Below are 24307 nucleotides of genomic sequence, written 5' to 3'. Positions count from 1 at the left end.
CTAAAGGGTCGTTGGAGACTACAACGTTGATAGGTCAGGTGTGTAAGTCCTGTGAGGGATTGAGCTAACTGATACTAATTGCCCGTGAGGCTTAACCATACAACACCCAAGCGGTTTTCGTTTGAGACTGTATGGTCTGACAAAGAAAAATGTGGAAACACATTCACGCATTAAAGAATACGACTTGAGTAAGTCATTAATACAGCTTTCAAAATTGTACATGTTTTTGTCTAGCGACAATAGCACTGTGGAACCACCTGATCCCATGCCGAACTCAGAAGTGAAACGCAGTAGCGCCGATGGTAGTGTGGGGGTTCCCATGTGAGAGTAGGTCATCGCTAGGCTCCTATTTCGAAAAGCCCTTAGCTAACGCTAAGGGCTTTTTTACTTTTAAGAATCTGATTCTGAGTCGCATGGGATAATACCCATGCGCTATACCAAAACCTACAGAAGTGAAACGCAGTAGCGCCGATGGTAGTGTGGGAGTTCCCATGTGAGAGTACTACTCTATGGATGGAGGAGGCAGGGTGAAGCAGGATGCCAGAGCCGAGGTCATTGCCAGACTCCTATTGAAAATGAAAAAGGGTATCCAAAAGGGTACCCTTTTTTGTAGCCATTTTTACCGAAACCGTATGTTATTTAGGTACCGTCCCAAAAAGTGTTGTAACCCTCCTGTAACCTTCCCATTTTTAGTCCATGAGATGTGATTATATTGCACCCTGCTATAATCCGTGTATGAAAATATTATTTCTGATCTGTGTTCTTTTAATTTCTGGTTGTGGATTTTATAAACTTATTCCACAACCAGCCAAGGCTTTTTATGATGCAGAAGAGTGGTGCTCAGGTGAGTCATGTACCATTAAATATTTGAAAGTTAACAATGTTTATTATAAAAAAGGCACGTTTTTCACAAGAATTAAACGGGTAGATAAAATTGATTTAAATTCTATAATTTTGCTCACCACAGGAAATGAAGCTAAATGCAAAGTACCTAAGATTGCGGGGTACTATTATTCTGGCTACAAATATATTGATAGCCAATATAACAAAACTGCAATTCAAGTACTGTTAGAAGCTAAAGCCTTAGCTTTGGCATTTAATGCTAATGCAGTATTAGTTAGTCACCCATACTCTGAGGAGCATCAATTTTTTAGAGCTGAATTTTATGATTGCGAAGTTTAACTTAGCAAAAGCACAGCTAAGGCTTTTGTGGTTTGATTTAGTCATTAAGGCTGATTAAAATATGTATATTAGGCTAATTTTTATACTAATGTTTTCGTGTAATGTTATAGCATGCTCTTCTAATACCATACCGCAACAGGCTAATGTTCCTGCTGAGATTTTTGACATATATTCTTCGGATGAAATAAATAAAGATACTCTGCCTATAAATTCATTTGTCATTTTATTTGTAGATGAAGTGCCCTACAAGGTTGTAATTAAAGATATTACAGACGAATTTGTTTTAACGTTAAGAAAGAAGCAAATTAGGAAAAAAGATATAACTAAAATAGCAGTTTTAAGATGGGGAAAGTTTTCTAGTCACTCTTTACCTGATGATATTGAATCTGAACCTTATGTTATAACGGATAAAAGTGTATTGGAAAATTTAAGCCTTCCCAAGTTTTCATTGATAGAAGTGCATTTAGGTGATGATGCTTATCTGCTCTTGCTAAAGGAAGCTAATAAAGATTTCATTATGGGCCAACACAACGTGCTTTTACCTGTAGATGAGGTTGATAAGTTAGTTGTGTTTAGTGAAGGGTTAAACGATGAAAATAAGAATTCGGATAATTCTAATATTGTATTAAGAGCTGTAAATGGATTTTTTTACCTTATTGGATGCGTAATAGGGGCTATGATGATAAGGCCTTGCTAACATGTACTTTACTAGGTTTAAGTCATCTGAAGTAATTCACTCCATTTTGCTGTGCTGTTGTATTATGGGGCTCAGAACAACTTGAAATTATAATCGTCAAGTCGTTACTTCTTTTTCTACAAGATTGCGTTTATAATCAAGTCATAACTTATTAATAATAAACTCGATGATTTTTTCCCGTAACAGCAAATTTTCCATACAAAACTCAGTGCCATTATCTGCAGATGATGTTGAGTTTATATATTCGTCTAAAGATTTTCATCAGCAATTGTTAACGCTCATTAAGACGGCGAAACAACGAATTTATTTAACTGCTCTATATCTGCAAGACGATGAAGCCGGTCGTGAAATTTTGCATGCGATTTTTCAAGCTAAGCAAGATAATCCCAGCTTAGATGTTTGTATATTTGTTGATTTCCATAGAGCCCAACGTGGTTTGATTGGAGAGAAAAAATCACTCGGTAATCGCCAACTTTACTTAGATCTGTCTGAGCAATATGAGCACGACATTAATATTTACGGTGTTGCCGTTAAGCAAAAAGAGTTTCTAGGGGTTTTACATTTAAAAGGTTTTGTCTTTGATAATACGTTGCTTTTTAGTGGTGCGAGTATCAACGATGTTTATTTACACGTAGGTGATAAATATCGCTGTGACCGTTTCCACAAATTCAATAGCTCTGCATTAGCCGATAGCTTTGTTAACTACCTTAATGAGTGTTTTGTTGATTCCGCTTTAGCGCCTCGCATAAACCAAGATAATGTACCTACAAAGAAAGCCCTTAAATCAACGATAAAACAGCTTAAAGGCTTATTAAAACGCGCCCAATATAAAGTAAGTAACCCTACTGCTACAGCTAAAGATATGTTGGTTATACCTTTTGCAGGGTTAGGGGCTCGTGGCAACCAGTTAAATTCAACTGCACGAAAAGTGTTTAAAAGTGCTGAAAATAAACTTGTGGTGTTCACTCCTTACTTCAATTTTCCAAAAGCACTGGCTGCAGACCTAAGAAGAGCACTTAAAAAAGGCGTTCAAGTAACTATTGTCGTTGGTGATAAAACTGCGAATGATTTTTATGTAGCGGATCCTGAAAAGTTCTCAACTATAGGTATTGTTCCTTATATTTATGAAACATTACTTGGTAGATTTATAAAACGAAATCAAGCGTATATAGATAAAGGCCAATTAAACCTACATTTATGGAAAGATGGAACGAATAGCTTTCACCTAAAAGGTGTGGTTTCAGACGATAAATATCATTTGATCACCGGTAGTAATTTAAACCCAAGAGCTTGGAGTTTAGATCTTGAAAATGGTTTATTGATAATCGACAGAGATAAAACTTTAATCCCGCAATGGCATAAAGAGCTTGAGTTAATCTTATCTAATACGCAAAGGGTAAACTCCTTGTCTGATATTGAATCAATACACGATTATCCTGATAAGCCTAGAGAGTTATTGAGAAAAATTAACCTTACGCAGTTTGATAGAATATTAAAGCGGTTCCTATAAACCGCTTTAACTTCTGATGCCATTAAGTTTTAATTTAATAACTAAGTAGTACTGGATACTTTAAGTATTCATTATCATGGTATTTAGAACGCTGATATAACCACTGCATTTTCTCGCCGGGTTTGCTCGCAAATAATTCATTTAAGCTCCCTGGACTTTTATTTCCATCTTTTGTTGATTTAGTATCTTGTTCAGGGAATGCAGCTAAAAATTCTTTTTTAAGCGAATCATCATTTGCTAATATTTTCTTTGCTAGCGGTACCATTACATAACTTTCAATATATTCAGTACGTTGGAACATTTGATTAAAGAAGCCCCAGCTAAAATAAGAATCAGGGCCTCTTGGATCAAGCAAAGCGACAGCCAACCTTCCCAAAGTCTGATCTGTTACTACCTTAATCGTGCCTTTAGGTAATACGGTTGTTATTTCTACTTGATCAAAAGATGCGCTAGCTGTCATATGACCTTCAAAAGGTTTACTGCCAAAGCTTGGATCAACAGCAATAAGCTGAGTGGTATGCACTTCAGTATTTTTCATGAGAGTTTCAAACTTAACTCCTTGAGTCTGCAGACGTGATATTACCTCCTGGTATTGAGGCGGTATGTAATAAGCTTTCGGCACCTGTACAGTTACTTTAGGTAGTCTTGCCCAAAATGTTGGATAATCTTTATAAGTTTTTTCTTTTCCGGTCCATGCAATGTATTCAATACCGGTTAGAGTGTCAGTTTTTTTCTCGTACTGAATTCCTAAGAAGTTATCATAGGTTGGATTTTTTTTATCAAGATCCCAAGCTAAAGTAAGAACCTCAGGGCGAGAAGAGCTATCTTTTTCTACTGCTAAAGCTAGTTGTTTATGCTGTTTCGCTAACAGTTTTAGGCTAGATTCAATAAATACGTAAGTACCTAGGACTCTTTGCTTGTATGGTTTTAAAGAGTGGTTTTCAACCAAAATAGTTGGTAAATGGCGAGTATCTCCCCAACCATTACTAAAACGTAAACCGGCAGTCCAACCAAACAATCCTTTATTGAAATCCATACTATCTAAGCCAAAAACTAAAGGGTTACCTCTATGACCATTTTTTGCTAGATCGTTATTTACATAAGGGGTGAATGTTTCAGCAAGCCATTTACTAGTTGCAGGTGAGTCAGCATGTTCACCATTGAACCCGTAGGTGATATCGTATTGATAATCTTCACCATCAGTTACATGAACATCAAAATATAAGCTCGGTTGCCATTCATTGATGGTTTGCATCAAAATTTGTATTTCAATCGTATCTGCTTTAGCAAAGTCACGGTTCAAATTTAAATTTTGAGAGTTAGTTCTCCAGCCCATATTTTTAGGACCACGTTGATTTACGCGGTTAAACTCAGAGCTCCTCTCGTGCCCGTCAACATTTAAAATAGGCAAGAATAGGATATTAACTTGTTCTAATAGATGAGCTTTATCCCCTTTTACTATATCTCTTAGTATCATTAAGCCAGCATCCTTACCGTCAATTTCTCCGGCATGAATACCTGCTTGGATAAGTAACGTAGGTTTCTTGTTTGCACTTAACTGTTTTGCATTTGAAGCCCCATCAGTAGATGCTACTACTAACCATATATCTCTATTTTGCGGACTTTTCCCTAGCGATTGCATGGTAAGTCTTGGATCTGATTTTACTAATTTTGTTAAATATTCAACACTGTCTTTATAATTGGGAGTTGACGTTAAACCCGTTTTTTCAGCAGGGGTTTGCCATGGATTATCTGCACCTTGGATTAACTCTAAACTAGCACCTTGGAAGTTTTTAATAGGAGGTAAAATAGAATCATCAGCCCAAGCTAATTGGCTTAACAATAGAGTAATAAGAATTAGGAGTATTTGAGTGTATCGAGAGTTCACAGTAAGCCCTGCTAATTTATAATGATGTTAATTTTATTTTGTGTAAATTTTTTCAGCTGGATTATATAGCATCCATGAAGTTAATACGTATTTATCATTGGAGATAGGAATGTTTCCCCTATGAGTGTGCGTAAATCCACAAGGAGCAATAACGATACTTCCCGCTTTTGGTTTAACAATTCGTTTTTGATGATAAAACTCAGTTTCACCACCTTCTTCTACATCGTTTAAATAAATTAAAAATAATAGCACTCGGTGTAGTGATTTATTTTCATTTGGTTGTGGATATATCTCAGAGTGCCAATGGCTATAATTGCCAATACCTTTATCGTATTTTTGCGCATTGATTGGGTCTAGTCTGAATAGATATTGAATCAAGTTCATAATGTTTGGCTCACCAACTTCTGCAAAATTCTCTACAGTTAATTGTGCAGGTTTGCCTGTAGTCGGATGGTTTAAGGTTAATGAAATGCCACCAATCAAACTAAAAATATATTTACTAATATAATCTTTTAAACAATGAGTTGTTGCTTGCAATACTGTTTGTAATGCAGGATAAAATTCTTCATGTTCATTTAAATAAATGTCTTTACTATGCTTTTTCGTTTTGTCTAAACCACCACCTGTGAGTCCAGGTGTTTGATGCTTGCTGCTATCAAATTGCTTAATAAATTTTTGACAAAAATCGGTAGTCAAAGCGTTGTCATAAACTTCAATAAAATCGGTCATAATGTATTTCTTTTAATCATTTATATCGGCACTATGCCTTAATTCTGCTAAATTAACTATAAAAATAAAACTCAGTAATAGGCAATTATGTTTAGTGAAAAAATTACTCCTCGTTTTAGTGACACGGATGCCCTGGGTCATATAAACAATACTATGATCCCTGTTTGGTTTGAGGGAGCAAGAAACCCTATTTTTAAAATCTTTATGCCTACACTTAACCTACAAAAGTGGCCGGTAATACTCGCAAAAATGGATGTAGAGTTTCATGCGCAGATGTATTTTGATCATGATATAGAAGTTAAATCTTATATTAAGAAAGTTGGCAATAGTTCATTTGTCGTTTATCAAGAACTGTGGCAGCAACAAAAGCTTTGTGCGAGTGGTAATGCTGTAATGGTAAATTTTTGCTATCAAAGCCAAAAGGCTAAACCGATCAGCGATAATATTCGCAAGCAACTAGAGCTGCATTTATTTGTATAACTTTACTGCAGCAGTAAGCTTTTATCAGATGCTTTATTCCTTATCCGTGTTAAAATGTGCGAGTTTTTATATCATCTCAATGAATAACCAATAATAAAATGAATGTAACCGGATTAAACAGTATAGAAAAGAAAGCCTCGCTCTCGCTTGCCACAGTATTTGGTATGCGCATGATTGGCTTGTTTATGATTTTACCTGTGTTTGCCATCTATGGTGTTGAGCTTCAAGGCTATAGTCCTATGTGGCTAGGATTAGCTATTGGCGCTTATGGTTTTACCCAAGCAGTGCTGCAAATTCCTATGGGGATCTTATCGGATAAATTTGGTCGTAAACCCATTATTATTTCCGGTTTAATTGTATTTTGTATTGGTAGTATTATTGCGGGTTTATCTGACTCTGTTTATGGCGTAGTCATAGGTAGGGCTATACAAGGTATGGGAGCTATAGCTAGTGCAACCTTAGCGCTAGCAGCTGACTTGAGTCGTGAAGAGCATCGCCCAAAGGTGATGGCAACTATTGGTATGTTTATCGGCCTATCCTTTGCTATTGCTATGGTGTTAGGTCCATTGGTAACAGATAGTTTTGGCTTGTCGGGCTTATTTTACCTTACCGCTATTTTGGCTGTTGTCGGTATTGGCTTAGTGGTTTTTGTTGTACCTAACTCGGTTAATAGTGCACCACCTGGTGATTTACTACCAATCCCAAGTAAACTATTCAATCTTGCAAAAGATGCACAATTATTCCGTATTAATTTCGGTGTATTCGTTCTGCATTTAGCACTAACTGCCATGTTTGTTTCTTTGCCTATAATGCTTACAGATGTTGGTTTTGCCGTAAGCGATCATTGGCAGTTGTATTTACCTGCATTATTAGTTTCTTTTGTCTTTATGGTGCCATTTATGATTTGGGCTATTAAGAAGCAAAAAGAGAAACAGGTATTTTGCGCAGCTATTATTTTAATGACGATTGCGTTAACTACACTATGGCTGAGTCATGATAGTTTATGGATAATGGTGGTTTTAGTGATGATGTTTTTCACGGCATTTAACTATTTAGAAGCGACTATGCCTTCAACCTTATCGCGAATTGCTCCTGCTGGAGAAAAAGGCTCGGCAATGGGCATGTATTCTAGCTGTCAATTTTTTGGTGCTTTCTGTGGTGGTGTTGCAGGTGGCATAGTACAAACCTATTTTGATGATGGTGCTGTATTTCTATTTTGTGCATTATTATTAGTTTTTTGGTTTTTCGTGGCATTAGGTATGCCAGCAGTGAAGAAATCGAAGAGTTTAAGCTTTTCGGTTAATTTTAATGATGAAGCCCATGCTCAACAAATTGCCAATGAATTATCTAAAGTGCCAGGCGTGCTTGAATCAACTATCGTCTATTCAGATTCTGTTGCTTATTTAAAGTTAGATGATGCGATTGTTGATATTGAGCAAGTACGCGCAATTTTAGCTTAACCTCGCTAAATCAGATTACTTGTCGTAATAATACCAAGTTAATTAATGCTCTTGGTATTATGTTTAATATACGGCAAGTATTTCAATTCCCTCATCATCTAAAGATTTCCCCGGCATTGTTATCTGATCAAATTGGTACTTGCCAATTAACTCTTTAGCTATAGGTGCTTGGGGAGTGATAATTAAAACTTCTTGCGCGTCTATGCTAAATTTTATCCCGCCTGCACTTGGCCCAATAAAGTACAGCCTCTGCTGATTGAAACCACTGAGTTTAATTAAACAGCCAATAGCAATTTCATCATTAGTATTAAAGTCAGCCACCTTGAGTTTTTTATATTGGTTAATTTGCTGTTTTAATTTTTCTGCCCGCTCAGATTGCCCATGGGCTAAATATGAGGCTTCAATGCCTAAAGTGTCATACTGAGTTTCTGCTACGCTTTGATCGTCGGTAGCGTCAGTTCTAGCCGTTTCTGCAGCAAATACTGCGTTATCAAGTTCTTGTTGTAGCTTTTCGATGATCTTTACTAGCAACTTTTGTTTATCAAACATACTTTTTAATTAAACCTTTGCTGAATAAGTAAGTATAATAGCAGTAATTCATTCGATTAAACTGATTCTCGCGAGAGTAAACTTATTATGCAACCAGCTTTGGAAATTACTGGCTTAAAAAAAACCTACAAGGGTGGATTTCAAGCAGTTAAGGGATTAAATCTTACCGTTGAACAGGGAGATTTCTTTGCTTTACTTGGCCCTAATGGCGCAGGGAAATCTACCACAATTGGTGTTATTACTTCTTTAGTAAATAAAACCGAAGGTTTAGTTAAGGTATTTGGTCACGACATTGATAAAGAACTCGATACCGCGAAAAGTTTCTTAGGTTTAGTGCCACAAGAATTTAACTTTAATCAGTTTGAAGCGCCGATGAAAATTTTGGTAAACCAAGCAGGGTATTATGGTGTACCTCGAAAAGTTGCAATACAACGCGCTGAAAAATACCTTAAACAGTTAGATTTATGGGATAAATGCAATGAGCCATCTCGTAATCTTTCTGGCGGTATGAAAAGACGTTTAATGATCGCTCGTGCTTTAATGCATGAACCAAAAGTTCTTATCCTTGATGAGCCAACTGCTGGGGTAGATATCGAGCTTCGTCGCCATATGTGGGACTACTTACGCGAGTTAAACGCACAAGGTATAACAATTATCTTAACTACTCATTATTTAGAAGAAGCAGAAATGCTTTGTCGCAATATTGCGATTATCGATAATGGCACAATTATCAAAAATACCAGCATGAAGTCATTACTTGCGTCTTTGCATATTGAAACCTTTGTCTTTGACATTGAAGCTAGTAGCAATGCTCCTGTATTAAATGGTTTTGCCTCTCGATTAATCGATGAGCATAAGTTAGAAGTTGATGTTGATAAGGCGCAATCGATCAATAGTGTATTTAGCCAATTGACTGACCAAGGAATCGTCGTAAACAGTATGCGTAATAAATCAAACCGCTTAGAAGAACTATTTGTTAACTTAACTGCAAATAAATCGGCATCGTCAGTAGGAGCAGTAAACTAATGATGACTTTTAGAAATCGTATCGCTTTAAGCAGTATTTTACACAAAGAAGTACATCGTTTTATGCGTATTTGGGTGCAAACTCTAGTACCTCCTGCAATCACTATTAGCTTATATTTTGTTATTTTTGGTGAGCTTATTGGCTCGCGTATCGGCAATATGGGCGGCTTTGACTACATGTCATTTATAGTCCCTGGTTTAATTATGATGGCGGTGATCACCAACTCCTATTCAAATGTGGCTTCTTCATTTTTTAGTGCCAAATGGCAACGCAATGTTGAAGAGATGCTGGTAGCACCCGTGCCTAACTGGGTTATTGTTGCAGGTTATGTTGGCGGCGGTATGGCTCGTGGCATTTTAGTTGGCTTGATTGTTACCTTAATTTCTTTATTGTTTGTTGATATTCAAATTCATAACTTTTGGGTGATTATCACGACAGTGGCATTAACTTCGGCGGTATTCGCTTTAGGTGGTTTGATCAATGCTATTTTCGCAGGCAGTTATGATGATATTTCAATAATTCCAACTTTTATATTAACGCCGTTAACTTATTTAGGTGGTGTATTTTACTCAATAAAGATGTTGCCTGAATTTTGGCAAGGCGTATCACAAGTGAACCCAATCGTTTATATGGTAAATGCTTTTAGGTATGGTTTTTTAGGTGTCAGCGATGTCAGTTTAAGCGTTGCGTTTGCGGTAATTTTAACATTTATCGTTACTCTATTTACTATCGCTATGGTGCTTATTTCAAAAGGCATAGGATTAAGAAGCTAATGTCATTCGGTGATTCAAAAGCAATTATTACTAACCAAGACGGCATCAATGAAAATTTGGCCGATATTGTTAATAAGCACTTAACTACAGAATTTAAAAAGCCAATATCTACGCATACTCAGCAAGCGTTTGATCAGGTTAATGAATTAGTGCAGGGATTTAATGGTCCAATAATCCTTGATTCATGTTGTGGTGTTGGCCAAAGTACGCGCATCATCGCCAAGCAAAATCCTGATGCATTGGTGATTGGTGTGGATAAGTCGGATAATCGCATTACTCGTAATGTTGATGACCAGTGGCAGGTGGAAAACTATCATTTAGTGCGTGCCGATTTAAATGATTTTTATCGTTTGGTTGTACAGGAAAATTGGCCTGTCGAAAAACACTATATTTTATATCCAAACCCTTGGCCAAAAGCCAAACATGTAAAAAGACGTTGGCATGGTAGCGCTGTTTTCCCATACATTATTCAGGTAGGAAAAACTATAGAACTGCGCAGTAATTGGCGTTTGTATCTGGAAGAGTTTCAGGCGGCAATGGCTTTAGCTAATATTGATTCACAGCTAAATGAATTACCAGCAGGTGAGCCCTTAACGCCTTTCGAAGCTAAATATTTGGCAAGCGAACAGCAATGTTGGGCATTAACTGCTAAAATTTCATAGTATTGTTGATAACTAATTAGCACAGATTTCTACCTGTTTTTTGAATAATATCTGTGCATTACATTTTGAATATTTACCAATATGACAAACAATAAACGTCCGGCGCAAGCTTCGCTTGAGTCGTTACACCAAATCTTTACTATCCCTGAATCTCCTGATTCTACTTTAGGGCGTATAGAAGCTGAAATATCACAGAACCTAAACGGTTTTTTAAGCAATCACATTGCTGCCCAAGAGCGCCCATTAGCTGAAATAGAAAAAGATTTTGCTGATTCAAATATTCCTGAACAGCCACAATATGTGTCTGATCATACGCATCATTTATTAGACAAATTAATATCACAGTCGGTGCATACATCTGCTCCCAGCTTTATTGGCCATATGACCTCGGCCTTACCTTATTTTATTCTGCCGTTGTCTAAGTTAATGACGGGCTTAAATCAAAATTTGGTAAAGATTGAAACATCGAAAGCGTTTACTCCGCTTGAGCGTCAAGTATTAGGTATGATGCATCGCTTGGTTTATCAACAAGATGATAATTTTTACCAACAATGGATGCATAGTGCCGAACACTCTCTTGGGGCTTTTTGCTCTGGCGGTACCGTTGCCAATATTACAGCGCTCTGGGTTGCAAGAAACTTAATTTTAAAGGCTGATGGTGACTTTAAAGGCATAGCACAAGAAGGTTTATTTAAAGCATTAAAGCACTATGACTATGATGGACTTGCTATTTTGGTCTCAGATCGAGGCCACTATTCATTAAAAAAAGCTGCTGATATTTTAGGAATTGGTCGCGACAATGTGATTGCCATTAAAACCGATGCCAATAATCGTATTGATTGCGCTGAGCTAGAAAAAACTTGCGCAAAGCTAACCAAACAGAATATTAAAGTTATGTCTATTGTTGGCATAGCTGGGACTACTGAAACGGGAAATATTGACCCATTGCGCAAGGTTGCAGCAATCGCACGTAAATATAACAGCCACTTCCATGTTGATGCAGCATGGGGCGGTGCCACCTTGTTATCAAATAAATACCGTGGTTTACTCGATGGCATCGAGTTAGCAGATTCCGTTACTATTGACGCGCATAAACAAATGTATGTACCAATGGGGGCGGGGTTAGTGGTATTTAAAGACCCAAGTGCCGTTGCTGCCATAGAGCATCATGCTGAATATATACTGCGTAAAGGCTCTAAAGATTTAGGTAGTCATACTTTAGAAGGCTCCCGCCCTGGTATGGCGATGTTAGTATATGCCAGCATGCATGTTATCAGCCGACCTGGTTATGAGCTTTTAATTAATCAAAGTATCGACAAAGCTAAATACTTTGCCAAGCTGATAACACAACAAGATGATTTTCAGTTAGTAACCGCGCCAGAGCTTTGCTTATTAACTTATCGTTATGTTCCTAAGGCGGTGCAAGAGTTTCTAAAGAATGCGTCACAAGAGCAAGAATATGCGATTAATATTGAACTTGATAAATTAACGCAAGCAATGCAAAAGCAGCAACGAGAAACAGGGCAGTCGTTTGTGTCTCGCACTCGTATTGAAGTTGATAACCCATTATTGAAAAAAATATCAGTGTTTAGAGTTGTCTTAGCAAACCCGTTAACGACGGAAGAAATTTTATCGTCGATACTAGAAGAGCAAAAACAAATTGCACAGCAGTTTGCAAGCATTTGTAATAATTTATCTGAGCTCATTAATAGCTAAAAAATCTATATTTTAAACTAAAATTAAAAAGCCCAATATTTTTCAATATTGGGCTTTTATTTAATTTCTAGCAACTAAGAGTTATAGGTTAACTAAAATATTATCAATTAGACGAGCTTTACCACAATGCGCAGCTGCTAATATAACTAACTGTTTATCTTCTGTTGTTGCTGGGTTTAACGTTTTAGAGTTACAGATGTGTAAGTAGTCTGTTTTCATGCCTGCGTTGTTGATCATCTCATAGGCTTTTGCAGATATATCATTGTAATCTTTATTAAACTGAACTTGCTCGGCAACCCAACGCATTGTTTTATTTAAGTGCGCAGCAATAATTTTTTCTTCAGCAGTTAAATAAGTATTACGAGAACTCATGGCTAAGCCAGATGCTTCTCGTTTTGTTTCAACAGGAATAATTTCGATTGGCATTGATAAATCTTCAACCATCAATTGGATCACTTGTACTTGCTGATAATCTTTTAAGCCAAAGCAAGCAACATCTGGTTGCACCAAATTGAATAGTTTACAAACAATAGTAGAAACACCGCGGAAATGACCCGGTCTTGATTCACCACAATAGCCATCAGATACATCTGGTACTTCAACAAACGTTTGTTTATCTAGCCCTTTAGGGTAAATGATCTCTGGTGTTGGCGTAAATAATAAATCGGTATTAGCTTGGACTAAGCGTGCTTTATCATCTTCTAATGTACGCGGGTATTTGTCGATATCTTCATTAGCGCCAAATTGCATTGGATTAACAAAAATGCTGGCCACGATTTTATCGGCATGCTTATGTGCTTCATCCACTAAAGAGATATGACCATCGTGCAGATTACCCATAGTTGGCACAAAAGCTATTTTAAAGCCCTGCTGACGCCATTGTGTAATTTGCGCGCGAAGCTCTTGTATATTTTCTACTGTTTGCATGACTTAATTAAAACTGTGTTCATCGCTTGGGAAGTTACCAGCTGATACTTCACTCATGTAAAGAGCAACTGCTTTATGAACATCGCCTGTTTCAGCTAAGAAGTTACGTGAGAATTTTGGAGTTTTGCCGAAAGAGATGCCAAGGGCATCATGCATTACTAAGATTTGGCCATCAGTAACGTTACCAGCACCAATACCTATAACCGGGATATTTACCGCTTCAGTAATCGCTTTCGCTAGCTCAGTAGGAATACATTCAAGCACAAGAAGTTGAATACCTGCTAGCTCTAATTGCTTAGCATGCTCAATCATTTCTTGGGCTTTTTCGCTGTCGCGACCTTGTACTTTAAAGCCACCAAATACGTTAACTGATTGAGGAGTTAAACCTAAATGTCCACATACAGGAACACTACGCTCAACTAAGCCTTGAATTGTTTCAAATAACCAGTCGCCACCTTCAACTTTTACCATATTAGCGCCTGCTTGCATTAGCTTAGCGGCATTACTAAAGGTTTGCTCCTTAGTTGCGTAACTCATAAAAGGCATATCTGCAATTAATAATGTTTTAGCAGCGCCTCGGCGTACACATTGGGTATGGTAAGCAATATCATCAATACTTACAGGTAATGTGTCAGAATGGCCTTGTAGTACCATTCCTAATGAGTCACCTACTAGCATTACATGCATACCGGCTTCATCAAAGACATGGGCAAAGCTTGCGTCATAAGCGGTAATTGAAGATATTTTTTCGCCTGCAGCTTTCATCTTTTGCAAGGTACTTACGGTTATTCTACTCATAATAAAAGTCTTTATGTTTTATTTCAGTGTTTAATACAACACGATTAAAGTTTGCGTACGATCTCATAGATGAGACCTTATCGCAACTCACCAACAATGATTAGCCCATTATCGTCAATTTTTTCTTGCAATTGTGTAACATTTGAACCGTCTGGCAGTACTAATTCAGGATTAATTTGTGCTAATGGGTAAATCACAAACTCTCGAACTTTCATACCGTAATGAGGTACAGTTAAACGTTCATTCTCGATAACTAAATCATCAATTAATAAAATATCTAAATCGAGAACTCTTGCTCCCCAACGTTCATCTTTGCGAACACGCCCAAAGGCAAGTTCGATTGCTTGTAATTGATCTAATAAGGCCAGTGGTGATAACTCAGTTTCTATACATACAACTGCATTCATATAGTCTGGTTGATCTTGCGGCCCCATAGGTTTACTTGAAAATAAAGATGAAGCTAGTATAAATTTAGTTTCAGGCAAGCTTTTTAAACTATCCACCGCACCTTGTAATTGCTGTGCAGGGTTATCTAAGTTACTGCCTAAGCCGATATAAACGGTACTCATAAGCTATTCAGGTGCACTCGGCTTTCTGCGTTTACGCGGTGCTCTGCGTCTACTATTCGAACGCGGGCCTCGTACACTTTTAACCATTTGTTGCTGGGTATCAGGAGACGCTTCTTGGAAGTTTGTCCACCAATCAGCTAATTCCTGTAATTCGCCGCCTTCAACTTGGGCACGTATTAATAAGAAATCATAAGCGGCTCGAAAACGTTGATGCTCTAAAAGTTTAAATGCTTTAGCACCTTCTCTGCGGTGTAATTTTTGCTGCAAAATCCAAATGTCTTTCATTGGTAATTGGAAACGTTTTGGAATAGCGACACAACGTTGCTGCTCAGCCATAATTTCATGCATAGCAGCAAAAAATGCATCTTGTGGCGCCATGGTATTACCAACCATTAAGGCATTAATATTCTCTTCTAAGCTATACCAAATTACTGCTGCAAGTAAAAATGCTGGGGTTACACGTAAACCATCATTGATACGCTTGTCAGTGTTTATTAATACTTGCTCAATAAAGGCTATTGCGGCTTTATTGCTATTTGCTGCTAATATTTGGCTCATTTGCGGAAAGAAATATTGCAGTAAATTGTTTTCTGCCAATAAATGGAAGTTTGCTTGTGCTTTGCCGCCTAAGAATAATTTTAAGTATTCTTCAAACATGCGGGCTGCTGGAATATTCGCCATAAGAGGAGCAAGAGTTGGGATTGGACTTGCAGTATCTTTATGAATCTTCATATCAAGCTTAGTGGCAAAACGAATTGCTCTAAGCATACGTACAGGATCTTCACGGTAGCGCGTTTCAGGATCGCCTATTAATCGAATTTGTTTTTTCTCGATATCTGCTAAACCATTAGCAAAGTCATAGATTTTAAAATCACGTGCTGAGTAGTAAAGCGAGTTAATCGTGAAGTCACGGCGCTCGGCATCTTCTTCAATGGTGCCATAGATATTATCTCGTAATAACATGCCATGTTCAGATTGCTTTGAATGCTGTTTTTTAGCATTTTTATTAGCAGAGTCTTTCTTTACGCTACTTTTATTATCGGCATTGTCATGGTGACCACGGAACGTAGCTACCTCGATAATATCTCGACCAAAAACAATATGAGCTAATCTAAATCGGCGTCCAATCAGACGGCAATTTCTAAATAGAGCTTTTATTTGCTCTGGCGTAGCATTAGTTGCAATATCAAAGTCTTTAGGTTGTTGTCCTAATAAAATATCACGCACGCCACCACCAACAAGATAAGCGTCGTAGCCACCTTTATTTAGGCGATATAAAACTTTCAGCGCATTATCACTGATGTTCTTACGCGATACAGTATGGCCACCTCGTTCAATAACAAGTGGTGAAGTAGTGGCTTTGGTTGTTTTTCCAAGCATGGACTTTACAAACCTAGTAATTGCTTTAATAGCTTAATCCTCAATCTATAATAGCATCGACAATCATTTAACGATTTTTTAATCTGCTATTTAGTGTAGTTAATGATACCAAAAACGATAGAATTGGTATGGGGCGCAATAATATATGAAAGTGCTTAAAAAGAGAACGAAAACCGTGAGTTATTCGCGCTTTATAGCATAATTTCCTGCTTTTTAGGGATGCTATTAACCTGCCAGTTACTTATTGCCCATTGAATTATTTCATCAACAGAGCTTTTCATAAGAGCTGGTTCAGGGTTTTGCCCTAAAAATTGTAAGGCCTGTATTAATGCCGGTTGTGGATTATTGTTATCAATTGCAGGCGCTGCATTTTGCTTACTGAGCTTATAACCTTGTTCGGTAATAGCTAGTGGTACATGTAAGTAATTTGGCTGATGGGCGTTAAGAGTTTTAAATAAAGTTAGTTGCCTTGCTGTTGGCTCTAACAGATCACAACCTCTAACAACTTCTGTGATGCCTTGATATATATCATCAACAACAACGGCAAGTTGGTAGGCAAACAAACCATCACGGCGATGAATGATAAAATCTTCTTTTGCTAACCCACTATTAACAATAACCTTTCCCTGTAAGCCATCAATAAACTCAGTGTAGGGAAATTGATTTTTTAGGCGTATTGCCGCACCTTCTGCGGGTAAGTTTAAGTCTTTACAGGTACCAAGATAAACACCGCCTGATTGCTTTATTTGCGCGCGAGTACAATGACAGTTATAGCTTAGTTGGTTGTGCTGCAAATGGTTGAGTACTTCGTTATAAAGCTCTGCTTGGTTGCTTTGATATAAAACCTCCTCATCCCAATATAAGCCATATGCTTCAAGAGTTTTAAGGATTTCTTTATCGGCACCAATAAGCTCACGAGGTTTATCTATGTCTTCAATACGGACTAACCATTTACCTTGCTTAGATTTAGCTTGCAGAAAACTCGCTAAAGCTGCGACTAATGAACCGAAATGAAGTAAACCTGAGGGGGAGGGAGCAAAACGGCCACGATACGAAGTATGTGGCCGCCCTGGAATAACTGTTTGCAAAGATTGCAAAGAATTCATGTCAGGATTAACCTGCCATTTGACGCTCTTTGATTTCTGCTAATGTCTTACATTCAATACATAAGTCAGCAGTTGGGCGAGCTTCTAAACGCTTTATGCCAATCTCGATACCACAAGAGTTACAGAAGCCAAAATCTTCATCTTCAATTAATTGTAATGTCTTTTCAATTTTCTTAATTAATTTACGTTCACGATCTCGAGTACGTAATTCTAATGAGAACTCTTCTTCTTGTGCTGCACGATCTACTGGATCTGGGAAGTTTGCAGCTTCGTCTTGCATATGAGTTACTGTGCGATCTACTTCTTCACGTAACTGTACTCGCCATGCTTCAAGGATCTTTTTAAAGTGATCTTCTTGAGCTGGGTTCATGTATTCTTCACCAGCTTTCTCTACGTATGGGCTAACACCCGCAAGAGCTAGAATGCCTATGGCTTTGTTTGGTTTGTTGGTCGGCATGCCGAATCTCCTAAAACTACCTAATTCGAATAGCGATAAATGTAATTGAGTATCTATAACAGAATCTTTTAATCTGGGCAATCATTGCGCGCAATTAAAATTTCTTTTTATTAGCTGTAAATAACTCAACTTCCCGTAAAGAGGCTATATATGGACACCAATAAACAATATCAAGGGTAAATATACTTTATTTAAAAATTTATTTTTGCCAACAGTAACCTGAGCTTTGTAAAGTTAATTGCTATTGATATTAAAATCAAACAGAATCAGTAATATATAATGTTTTTAAGTCTATAGGTTGGTATTGCGTGATGGTTATAAAATCATATGCCTTGGTCATTTTATTGTGTTTTTTATTAAGCGCATGCCAAGATACCATTGTGGAAAAACAAACACCTTTTAAACAAGATAACCTTATACCATGGTCAATTGTAGGGTTTGATGTTAAAGAAAGAACGCCTGAACAAAGATTAGCTATGTTAGAAGAGCTAGGTTTTAAACAATACGCCTACGGCCATCGCTTAAAACATATACCAACTATGAAACATGAGTGGCAATTAGCTAAAGAAAAGGGCATCGATATTAAAGCCGTGTGGTTATACATCAACCTTGCTAAAGATAAACCGGGTTCATTAAGGGAACAAACCGAAGCTGTTTTTGAAAACCTAGCTGCAGTTAATTTACATACCCAAATATGGGTGGGCTTTGATCCTAAATATTTTCAAAATTTATCCAACCAACAAGCTTTGAAAGAGGCGGTTGAAATGGTGTCATATCTTTCTAAAAGGGCTAGCTCCTTAGGCTCTAAAGTTGCTCTTTATAATCATGGTGGTTGGTTTGGTAAACCTGAAAATCAAATAAAGATAATCAACTCTCTACCAAAACATGATATTGGCGTTGTCTTTAATTTTCATCATGGGCATGACACTTTGAATGATTATAACAAGAATATTAAAATGCTTATGCCTTATCTTTGGTGCGTTAATTTAAATGGTATGAAATCCGATGGCCCCAAAATAGTAACTCTAGGTGAAGGAAACCTAGAGCAAGAGATGATCCAATTACTTTTAGATTTAAATTATCAAGGGCCTTTTGGGCTTTTAGGGCATGTTAAAGGTGGCGACCCAGCAGTTATTTTACAGCAAAATTTAGATGGCCTGCGTCAACTTTTTCCTAAACAATCTTAAGCATAATTAGCTGGCGATAAATGATGATTGATTTTCAAGAGATATTTTTTCAGGGCTAATAGTGGCTTTATAGACGATTATCTCAACCCCAGCACTTAGCGCTTGCTGAATTAATTCACCATATTTTTTATCTATATGGCTTGCCGCTTTGACAGACTCAATGCCAGAGTGCAGTACTGCAAAGAGTAATACCGCTCGCTTACCTGATTGAGCAACATCCATTAATTCGCGTAAATGCTTTTGCCCGCGAGTAGTTACTGCATCAGGGAAAAAACCTTGATTATTATCTAATAAAGTTGCACTTTTTACCTCAACATAAGCGTCAGCAAGCCCTCCGTCACTTAATAAAAAATCAATTTTACTATTTTCACTGCCGTATTTTACTTCTCGCTGTAACTTAGCATAACCAGATAACTCTGTTATTTGATTACTATTAATAGCCTCTTCAACTAATTGATTCGCTCGAATAGTATTTACACAAATCATATGGTCTGCTTTAGTTTGAGTTAACTCCCAACTGTATTGGTATTTACGTTTTGGGTTATCGGAAGTGCTATACCATATAATATCACCAGGCTCCGCGCATCCAGACATAGCTCCTGTATTTGAAACGTGCAGCGTCGTTTGGCTACCGTCTTCAAGTATAACGTCGGCTAAAAAACGCTTATAGCGCTTAATTAAAGTGGCTTTTTGTAAAGGAGGAGTGAATATCATCTGATTGTCTGTGCTGAATATTTTACGAGGATGCTAATTTAACATACTTTTTAAATTTGCATATTAATTCCTAATGTATACTATTATGCCAATTCACCTGATTTACAGGTCATACAATCTCCAAAAGGTATCCTATGTCGCATACAGCACTTATTAAACTTACTTCAGAAAAAGCAACTAACTGGCAATCAGCAGGCCCATTAACTTTCAATGGAGAAGAAATTTCGATAGTTATTGATGGTGACAATCAAAGTAACTTGAGAAAAATTCAACAAGCAGCTCGCAAGGTAGATGCATTAGGCGTTAAGCAAGCAAAATTAATTGGTGATAACTGGTGTGAACAAAGCCAATGGGCATTTGCGCAAGGGTTTAGCAAAGTAGGTAAATTAGCCGCGGTTGAATTTACAGGCAGCGACGAAGCAATAAAACGTTTAACTGATAAACAAGAAGTTTCCGCTTGGGCTAAAGAATTAATTAACTTATCTCCTTCTGCGTTAGTGCCTGAAACACTAGCTCAAAGTGCATTGACTTACATTAAAGGTTTAGCGCCAGATGTCGTAAGCGCTGAAATCATTGCTGATAAAGAATTAGAAGCGCAAGGTTGGACAGGTACGTATAACGTTGGTAAAGGTAGCATTAACAAGCCTGTAATGCTTATGCTTGACTATAACCCTTCAGGCGACGTCAATGCTCCAGTATTTACAACCTTAGTTGGTAAAGGCATTACCTTTGATTCTGGCGGTTATTCAATTAAGCCAAGTGCTGGTATGTTTTCGATGAAATGTGACATGGGCGGAGCTGCGACAGTTACTGCTGCATTAGCGCTAGCGATTAAATCAGGGCTAAATAAACGAGTGAAGCTAATCCTGTGTTGTGCTGAGAATATGGTAAGTAGTTTTGCCTTTAAACTTGGTGATATCCTCACTTATAAAAATGGCACTACGGTAGAAATCGCGAACACTGACGCCGAAGGGCGACTGGTATTAGCCGATGGCCTTATTGCTGCAACAGAGAACAATGGTGAAATGATCATCGATGCAGCAACATTAACTGGCGCAGCAATGAATGCAACAGGTGGTGAATATAATGCATTATTTGCTTTAGATGATTCTATCGTAGCTAAAGCTCAAGCTGTGGCTAAAGCACAAAATGACCCTGCTTGGCAGTTACCTCTTGAAGAATTCCATAGCGCTAAATGCTCTTCAGCGTTTGCCGATACAGCTAACTCGACAACACAAAAAGGTGGCGGTGCCGGTGGCGCAAGTAATGCTGCAGGCTTCTTAGCACGCTTTGTGGGTAATGAAGGTAAGGGTTGGCTACATATGGATTTATCCGCTTGTTATAATGAACACGGCACTAGTTTATGGGCTGCTGGCGCAACAGGCTCTGGTATTGCCACAATTACCGGCTTGTTACTTGAACAGTAATCTAGCTTAAATCGATACAAATTATTTAAACCACTAGGTAGACAACTATCTAGTGGTTTTTTATTTTTCTCTGATTATGTGCATGCTTCTTTGGTGCTTTTAAACTGGTTGTTTTTTGGCAGTTTATGGCACAAAGCAGTAGAAGTATTTCTTTATTTTAGACAATAAAAAAGGCCGCGATTGCGACCTTTTATTAGAATTAATTAGAAACCTAATTACTTCTTAGCGTTACGCTCTTTAACTTCAGCGATAACTGTTTCTGCTACGATTTTGTTGAGAGGGGACAAGGCAATATGCCATGTACATCACCTTCCTGCTCTGCTCTTTATTTCAGACAATAAAAAAGGTCGCAATCGCGACCTTTTGTTAGAATTAATTAGAAAATCTAATTATTTCTTAGCGTTACGCTCTTTAACTTCAGCGATTACTGTTTCTGCTACGTTGTTAGGACAAGGCATGTAGTGAGAGAATTCCATTGAGAATTGACCACGACCTGATGTCATTGTACGTAGAGATCCGATGTAACCGAACATTTCTGAAAGAGGTACGTCTGCTTTAATGCGAACACCAGTAGTACCAGCTTCTTGGTCTTTGATCATACCACGACGACGGTTTAAGTCACCAATAACATCACCAACGTGATCTTCTGGAGTGAATACGTCAACCTTCATGATAGGTTCGATTAATTGAGCACCAGCTTTTGGAATTGACTGACGGAAAGCGCCTTTAGCAGCGATTTCGAAAGCAACAGCAGATGAATCGACTGCGTGGAAACCACCGTCGTATAATTCAACTTCAACGTCTAATACAGGGAAACCAGCTAATACACCAGTATCCATCATAGATTTGAAACCTTTCTCTACAGCAGGGAAGAATTCTTTAGGAACGTTACCACCAACAACAGATGAAGTGAAAACGAAACCTGAACCTGGTTCACCTGGCTTGATGCGGTAATCGATCTTACCGAATTGACCTGAACCACCAGATTGTTTCTTATGCGTGTAGCTATCTTCAATTGCTTGAGTGATAGTTTCACGGTAAGCAACTTGTGGCTTACCAACGTTTAATTCAACGCCGTAAGTACGCTTAAGGATATCTACTTTGATATCTAAGTGAAGCTCACCCATACCACGTAAAATTGTTTCACCTGAATCTTCATCAGTTTCAACTTTAAACGTTGGATCTTCAGCAACCATCTTACCGATAGCGATACCCATTTTCTCTGAACCACCTTTATCTTTAGGTGCAACAGCGATTGAGATTACTGGCTCTGGGAATACCATAGCTTCAAGAGTACATGGTTCTTTAACTGAACATAAAGTGTGACCAGTTTGAACGTTCTTCATACCAACGATAGCTAAGATATCACCAGCTTGTGCAGAGCTAAGTTCTGTACGATCTTCTGCTTGCATCTCAACCATACGGCCGATACGTTCAGTTTTACCAGTGAATGAGTTAAGAACTGTATCACCTTTATTTAGCTTACCTGAGTAAACACGTACGAAAGTTAATGCACCGAAACGGTCATCCATAATTTTGAATGCTAACGCGCGGAATGGTTCTTCAGCATCTACTAAAGCGAATTCGCCTGTTGGTTCACCTTCTTCGTCAGTTAACGGTTGAGGTGGAACTTCAGTTGGTGAAGGTAAGTAATCAACAACAGCGTCAAGAAGAAGTTGCATACCTTTGTTCTTGAAAGCAGAACCACAGAAAGTAGGGAAGAATAATAATTCGTTAGTACCTTTACGGATACAAGCTTTAATTTGCTCGATTGAAGGCTCTAATTCACCTTCTAGGTATTCCATTAATAAATCTTCGTCAGCTTCTAAAGCTGTCTCAATCATTTCTTCACGGTAAGCTGCAGCATCGTCAACCATATCAGCTGGGATGTCTTTAACTTCGTAGTTTTCTGGTTGACCTGAATCATCCCAGTAGTAAGCTTTTTGAGTTAATACATCAACTACACCTACGAAATCATCTTCTTCACCGATTGGTAAAGTCATCGCTAGTGAACGAGCGCCTAATACGTTTTCTACTTGGTCTTTAACTCGGTAGAAGTTAGCACCTAAACGGTCTAATTTGTTTACGAAGATCAAACGAGCAACTTTAGACTCGTTCGCGTAACGCCAGTTAGTTTCTGATTGCGGCTCAACACCACCAGAACCACAGAATACACCAATACCACCATCAAGAACTTTTAATGAACGGTAAACTTCTACTGTGAAGTCAACGTGACCAGGAGTGTCGATTACGTTAAAACGGTGCTTTTTCCATTCACATGTTACAGCAGCAGATTGGATAGTAATACCGCGCTCAGCTTCTTGTTCCATGAAATCGGTAGTAGATTCACCATCGTGAACTTCACCGATTTTGTGGATCATACCTGTAAGTTTTAGGATTCGTTCAGTTGTTGTGGTTTTACCCGCATCAACGTGAGCGAAAATACCAATATTTCTGTATTTTGATAAATCTGCCATTTCAATACTCTTGTCTAAATGAATAGTTACTACTACGTGATGAATAGTTACGTTAAAAAAATTTGGGCGGATTATACATTAGTTGAACACAACTAACATCAAAATTTGATAAAAAATAATCAACTTGTTGCAAAAACTTATAAATACCGGCGGTTTTAAGCCATATTTTTATGTTTTTTCAACTTTTTATAGAAAATTCGCCCTAGAAAAGCATAAAGTTTAGACAATATCTAAAGAGTTTGCTAAATTGTGCCCCTGTAAAAAGACTCCTAGTATTACTAAGTTGTTTTTATAAGTATAAAAACGCGATTTTACAGGACTTTAAACTTAATTTAAGAAAACATCGGGCACCACCCGTTTATATAACTTTATAGGTATTTTAAAATGGCTAAAGAAAAATTTGAACGTTCGAAACCACATGTAAACGTTGGTACAATCGGACACGTTGACCATGGTAAAACAACTTTAACAGCTGCAATCTCAGCAGTTTTAACTAAAGTTCACGGTGGTGAAGTTCGTGATTTCGCACAAATCGATAACGCTCCAGAAGAGCGTGAGCGTGGTATTACAATCAATACTTCTCACATCGAATA

At 37.7% G+C, this 24307-nt stretch carries 23 protein-coding genes and 2 rRNA genes; 14 read left to right on the top strand and 11 right to left on the bottom strand.

What is annotated here, in order from left to right:
- The 5 genes from FNN08_RS16070 to pssA form a co-directional block, all read left to right on the top strand.
- Window positions 1-99, top strand: a 23S ribosomal RNA gene (locus FNN08_RS16070); the annotation flags it as partial.
- 130 nt (window positions 100-229) lie between these two features.
- Window positions 230-344, top strand: a 5S ribosomal RNA gene (gene rrf / locus FNN08_RS16065).
- 391 nt (window positions 345-735) lie between these two features.
- Window positions 736-1182, top strand: coding sequence for a hypothetical protein (locus tag FNN08_RS16060; protein ID WP_143587512.1), 447 nt, complete (start codon window positions 736-738; stop codon window positions 1180-1182).
- Window positions 1183-1270: 88 nt separating this feature from the next.
- Window positions 1271-1879: a hypothetical protein gene (locus FNN08_RS16055; protein WP_143587511.1), complete on the top strand. Its 609-nt coding sequence runs from the start codon at window positions 1271-1273 to the stop codon at window positions 1877-1879.
- Window positions 1880-2045: 166 nt separating this feature from the next.
- Window positions 2046-3389: a CDP-diacylglycerol--serine O-phosphatidyltransferase gene (gene pssA, locus FNN08_RS16050; protein ID WP_143587510.1), complete on the top strand. Its 1344-nt coding sequence runs from the start codon at window positions 2046-2048 to the stop codon at window positions 3387-3389.
- Window positions 3390-3423: 34 nt separating this feature from the next.
- On the opposite strand, the gene FNN08_RS16045 is transcribed toward pssA, so the two are convergent.
- Window positions 3424-5277, bottom strand: coding sequence for a M14 family metallopeptidase (locus tag FNN08_RS16045; protein WP_143587509.1), 1854 nt, complete (start codon window positions 5275-5277; stop codon window positions 3424-3426).
- A 33-nt stretch (window positions 5278-5310) separates the two neighbouring features.
- A complete protein-coding gene (locus tag FNN08_RS16040) occupies window positions 5311-6006 on the bottom strand; it encodes a 2OG-Fe(II) oxygenase (protein ID WP_143587508.1) in 696 nt (231 codons plus the stop codon).
- 87 nt (window positions 6007-6093) lie between these two features.
- Between FNN08_RS16040 and FNN08_RS16035 the strand changes: the two genes are divergently transcribed.
- Both FNN08_RS16035 and FNN08_RS16030 read left to right on the top strand, forming a co-directional pair.
- Window positions 6094-6486 carry an acyl-CoA thioesterase gene (locus FNN08_RS16035; protein ID WP_143587507.1) on the top strand — a complete coding sequence of 131 codons (393 nt, stop codon included), beginning with the start codon at window positions 6094-6096 and terminating at the stop codon, window positions 6484-6486.
- Window positions 6487-6584: 98 nt separating this feature from the next.
- Window positions 6585-7946: an MFS transporter gene (locus tag FNN08_RS16030; protein ID WP_143587506.1), complete on the top strand. Its 1362-nt coding sequence runs from the start codon at window positions 6585-6587 to the stop codon at window positions 7944-7946.
- Between the two features lie 63 nt (window positions 7947-8009).
- On the opposite strand, the gene FNN08_RS16025 is transcribed toward FNN08_RS16030, so the two are convergent.
- Window positions 8010-8495 (bottom strand): hypothetical protein, encoded by a 486-nt coding sequence (locus FNN08_RS16025; RefSeq protein WP_143587505.1) that lies wholly within the window; start codon window positions 8493-8495, stop codon window positions 8010-8012.
- A gap of 87 nt (window positions 8496-8582) precedes the next feature.
- Here FNN08_RS16025 and FNN08_RS16020 point away from each other — a divergent pair, with 87 nt between their 5' ends.
- The 4 genes from FNN08_RS16020 (at window position 8583) to panP (ending at window position 12672) form a co-directional block, all read left to right on the top strand.
- The gene (locus FNN08_RS16020) at window positions 8583-9521 is read left to right on the top strand and encodes an ABC transporter ATP-binding protein (protein ID WP_143587504.1); all 939 of its coding nucleotides are present in this window, start codon (window positions 8583-8585) and stop codon (window positions 9519-9521) included.
- 2 nt (window positions 9522-9523) lie between these two features.
- Window positions 9524-10294, top strand: coding sequence for an ABC transporter permease (locus FNN08_RS16015; RefSeq protein ID WP_143587514.1), 771 nt, complete (start codon window positions 9524-9526; stop codon window positions 10292-10294).
- Window positions 10294-10956 (top strand): tRNA (guanine(46)-N(7))-methyltransferase TrmB, encoded by a 663-nt coding sequence (locus tag FNN08_RS16010; protein WP_143587503.1) that lies wholly within the window; start codon window positions 10294-10296, stop codon window positions 10954-10956. Before FNN08_RS16015 ends, FNN08_RS16010 begins: the two co-directional genes overlap by 1 nt.
- Window positions 10957-11037: 81 nt before the next feature.
- A complete protein-coding gene (panP, locus tag FNN08_RS16005) occupies window positions 11038-12672 on the top strand; it encodes a pyridoxal-dependent aspartate 1-decarboxylase PanP (RefSeq protein WP_143587502.1) in 1635 nt (544 codons plus the stop codon).
- Between the two features lie 81 nt (window positions 12673-12753).
- Here the strand turns inward: panP and panC are convergent, their stop codons facing one another.
- The 6 genes from panC to dksA all read right to left on the bottom strand — a co-directional run bounded on the left by panC (window position 12754) and on the right by dksA (window position 17909).
- On the bottom strand, window positions 12754-13599 hold the full coding sequence (gene panC / locus FNN08_RS16000; RefSeq protein WP_143587501.1) for a pantoate--beta-alanine ligase: 846 nt from the start codon (window positions 13597-13599) through the stop codon (window positions 12754-12756).
- A 3-nt stretch (window positions 13600-13602) separates the two neighbouring features.
- Window positions 13603-14397, bottom strand: coding sequence for a 3-methyl-2-oxobutanoate hydroxymethyltransferase (gene panB / locus FNN08_RS15995; protein ID WP_143587500.1), 795 nt, complete (start codon window positions 14395-14397; stop codon window positions 13603-13605).
- Window positions 14398-14474: 77 nt separating this feature from the next.
- Window positions 14475-14966: a 2-amino-4-hydroxy-6-hydroxymethyldihydropteridine diphosphokinase gene (gene folK, locus FNN08_RS15990; protein WP_143587499.1), complete on the bottom strand. Its 492-nt coding sequence runs from the start codon at window positions 14964-14966 to the stop codon at window positions 14475-14477.
- Between the two features lie 3 nt (window positions 14967-14969).
- On the bottom strand, window positions 14970-16346 hold the full coding sequence (gene pcnB, locus FNN08_RS15985; protein ID WP_260679373.1) for a polynucleotide adenylyltransferase PcnB: 1377 nt from the start codon (window positions 16344-16346) through the stop codon (window positions 14970-14972).
- Between the two features lie 191 nt (window positions 16347-16537).
- Window positions 16538-17452, bottom strand: a complete 915-nt coding sequence (gluQRS, locus tag FNN08_RS15980) for a tRNA glutamyl-Q(34) synthetase GluQRS (RefSeq protein WP_143587498.1) — start codon at window positions 17450-17452, stop codon at window positions 16538-16540.
- Window positions 17453-17459: 7 nt separating this feature from the next.
- Complete coding sequence (gene dksA, locus FNN08_RS15975; protein WP_143587497.1) at window positions 17460-17909, bottom strand: RNA polymerase-binding protein DksA; 450 nt, start codon at window positions 17907-17909, stop codon at window positions 17460-17462.
- A gap of 380 nt (window positions 17910-18289) precedes the next feature.
- Here dksA and FNN08_RS15970 point away from each other — a divergent pair, with 380 nt between their 5' ends.
- Window positions 18290-19096, top strand: coding sequence for a sugar phosphate isomerase/epimerase family protein (locus FNN08_RS15970; protein WP_143587496.1), 807 nt, complete (start codon window positions 18290-18292; stop codon window positions 19094-19096).
- Between the two features lie 6 nt (window positions 19097-19102).
- On the opposite strand, the gene sfsA is transcribed toward FNN08_RS15970, so the two are convergent.
- Window positions 19103-19810, bottom strand: a complete 708-nt coding sequence (sfsA, locus tag FNN08_RS15965) for a DNA/RNA nuclease SfsA (RefSeq protein ID WP_143587495.1) — start codon at window positions 19808-19810, stop codon at window positions 19103-19105.
- 134 nt (window positions 19811-19944) lie between these two features.
- Here sfsA and pepB point away from each other — a divergent pair, with 134 nt between their 5' ends.
- Window positions 19945-21237 carry an aminopeptidase PepB gene (pepB, locus tag FNN08_RS15960; protein ID WP_143587494.1) on the top strand — a complete coding sequence of 431 codons (1293 nt, stop codon included), beginning with the start codon at window positions 19945-19947 and terminating at the stop codon, window positions 21235-21237.
- A 389-nt stretch (window positions 21238-21626) separates the two neighbouring features.
- Here the strand turns inward: pepB and fusA are convergent, their stop codons facing one another.
- The gene (fusA, locus tag FNN08_RS15955; protein WP_143587493.1) at window positions 21627-23714 is read right to left on the bottom strand and encodes an elongation factor G; all 2088 of its coding nucleotides are present in this window, start codon (window positions 23712-23714) and stop codon (window positions 21627-21629) included.
- 384 nt (window positions 23715-24098) lie between these two features.
- Between fusA and FNN08_RS15950 the strand changes: the two genes are divergently transcribed.
- Window positions 24099-24307: GTP-binding protein (locus tag FNN08_RS15950; RefSeq protein WP_260679372.1), on the top strand; the 209-nt coding region annotated here is incomplete at its 3' end.

The organism is Thalassomonas sp. M1454, assembly GCF_007097525.1.
GTDB lineage: Bacteria > Pseudomonadota > Gammaproteobacteria > Enterobacterales > Alteromonadaceae > Thalassotalea_A.
The sequence above is the reverse complement of the archived record's forward strand: the minus strand, read 5'-3'. Positions and strand labels throughout refer to the sequence as shown.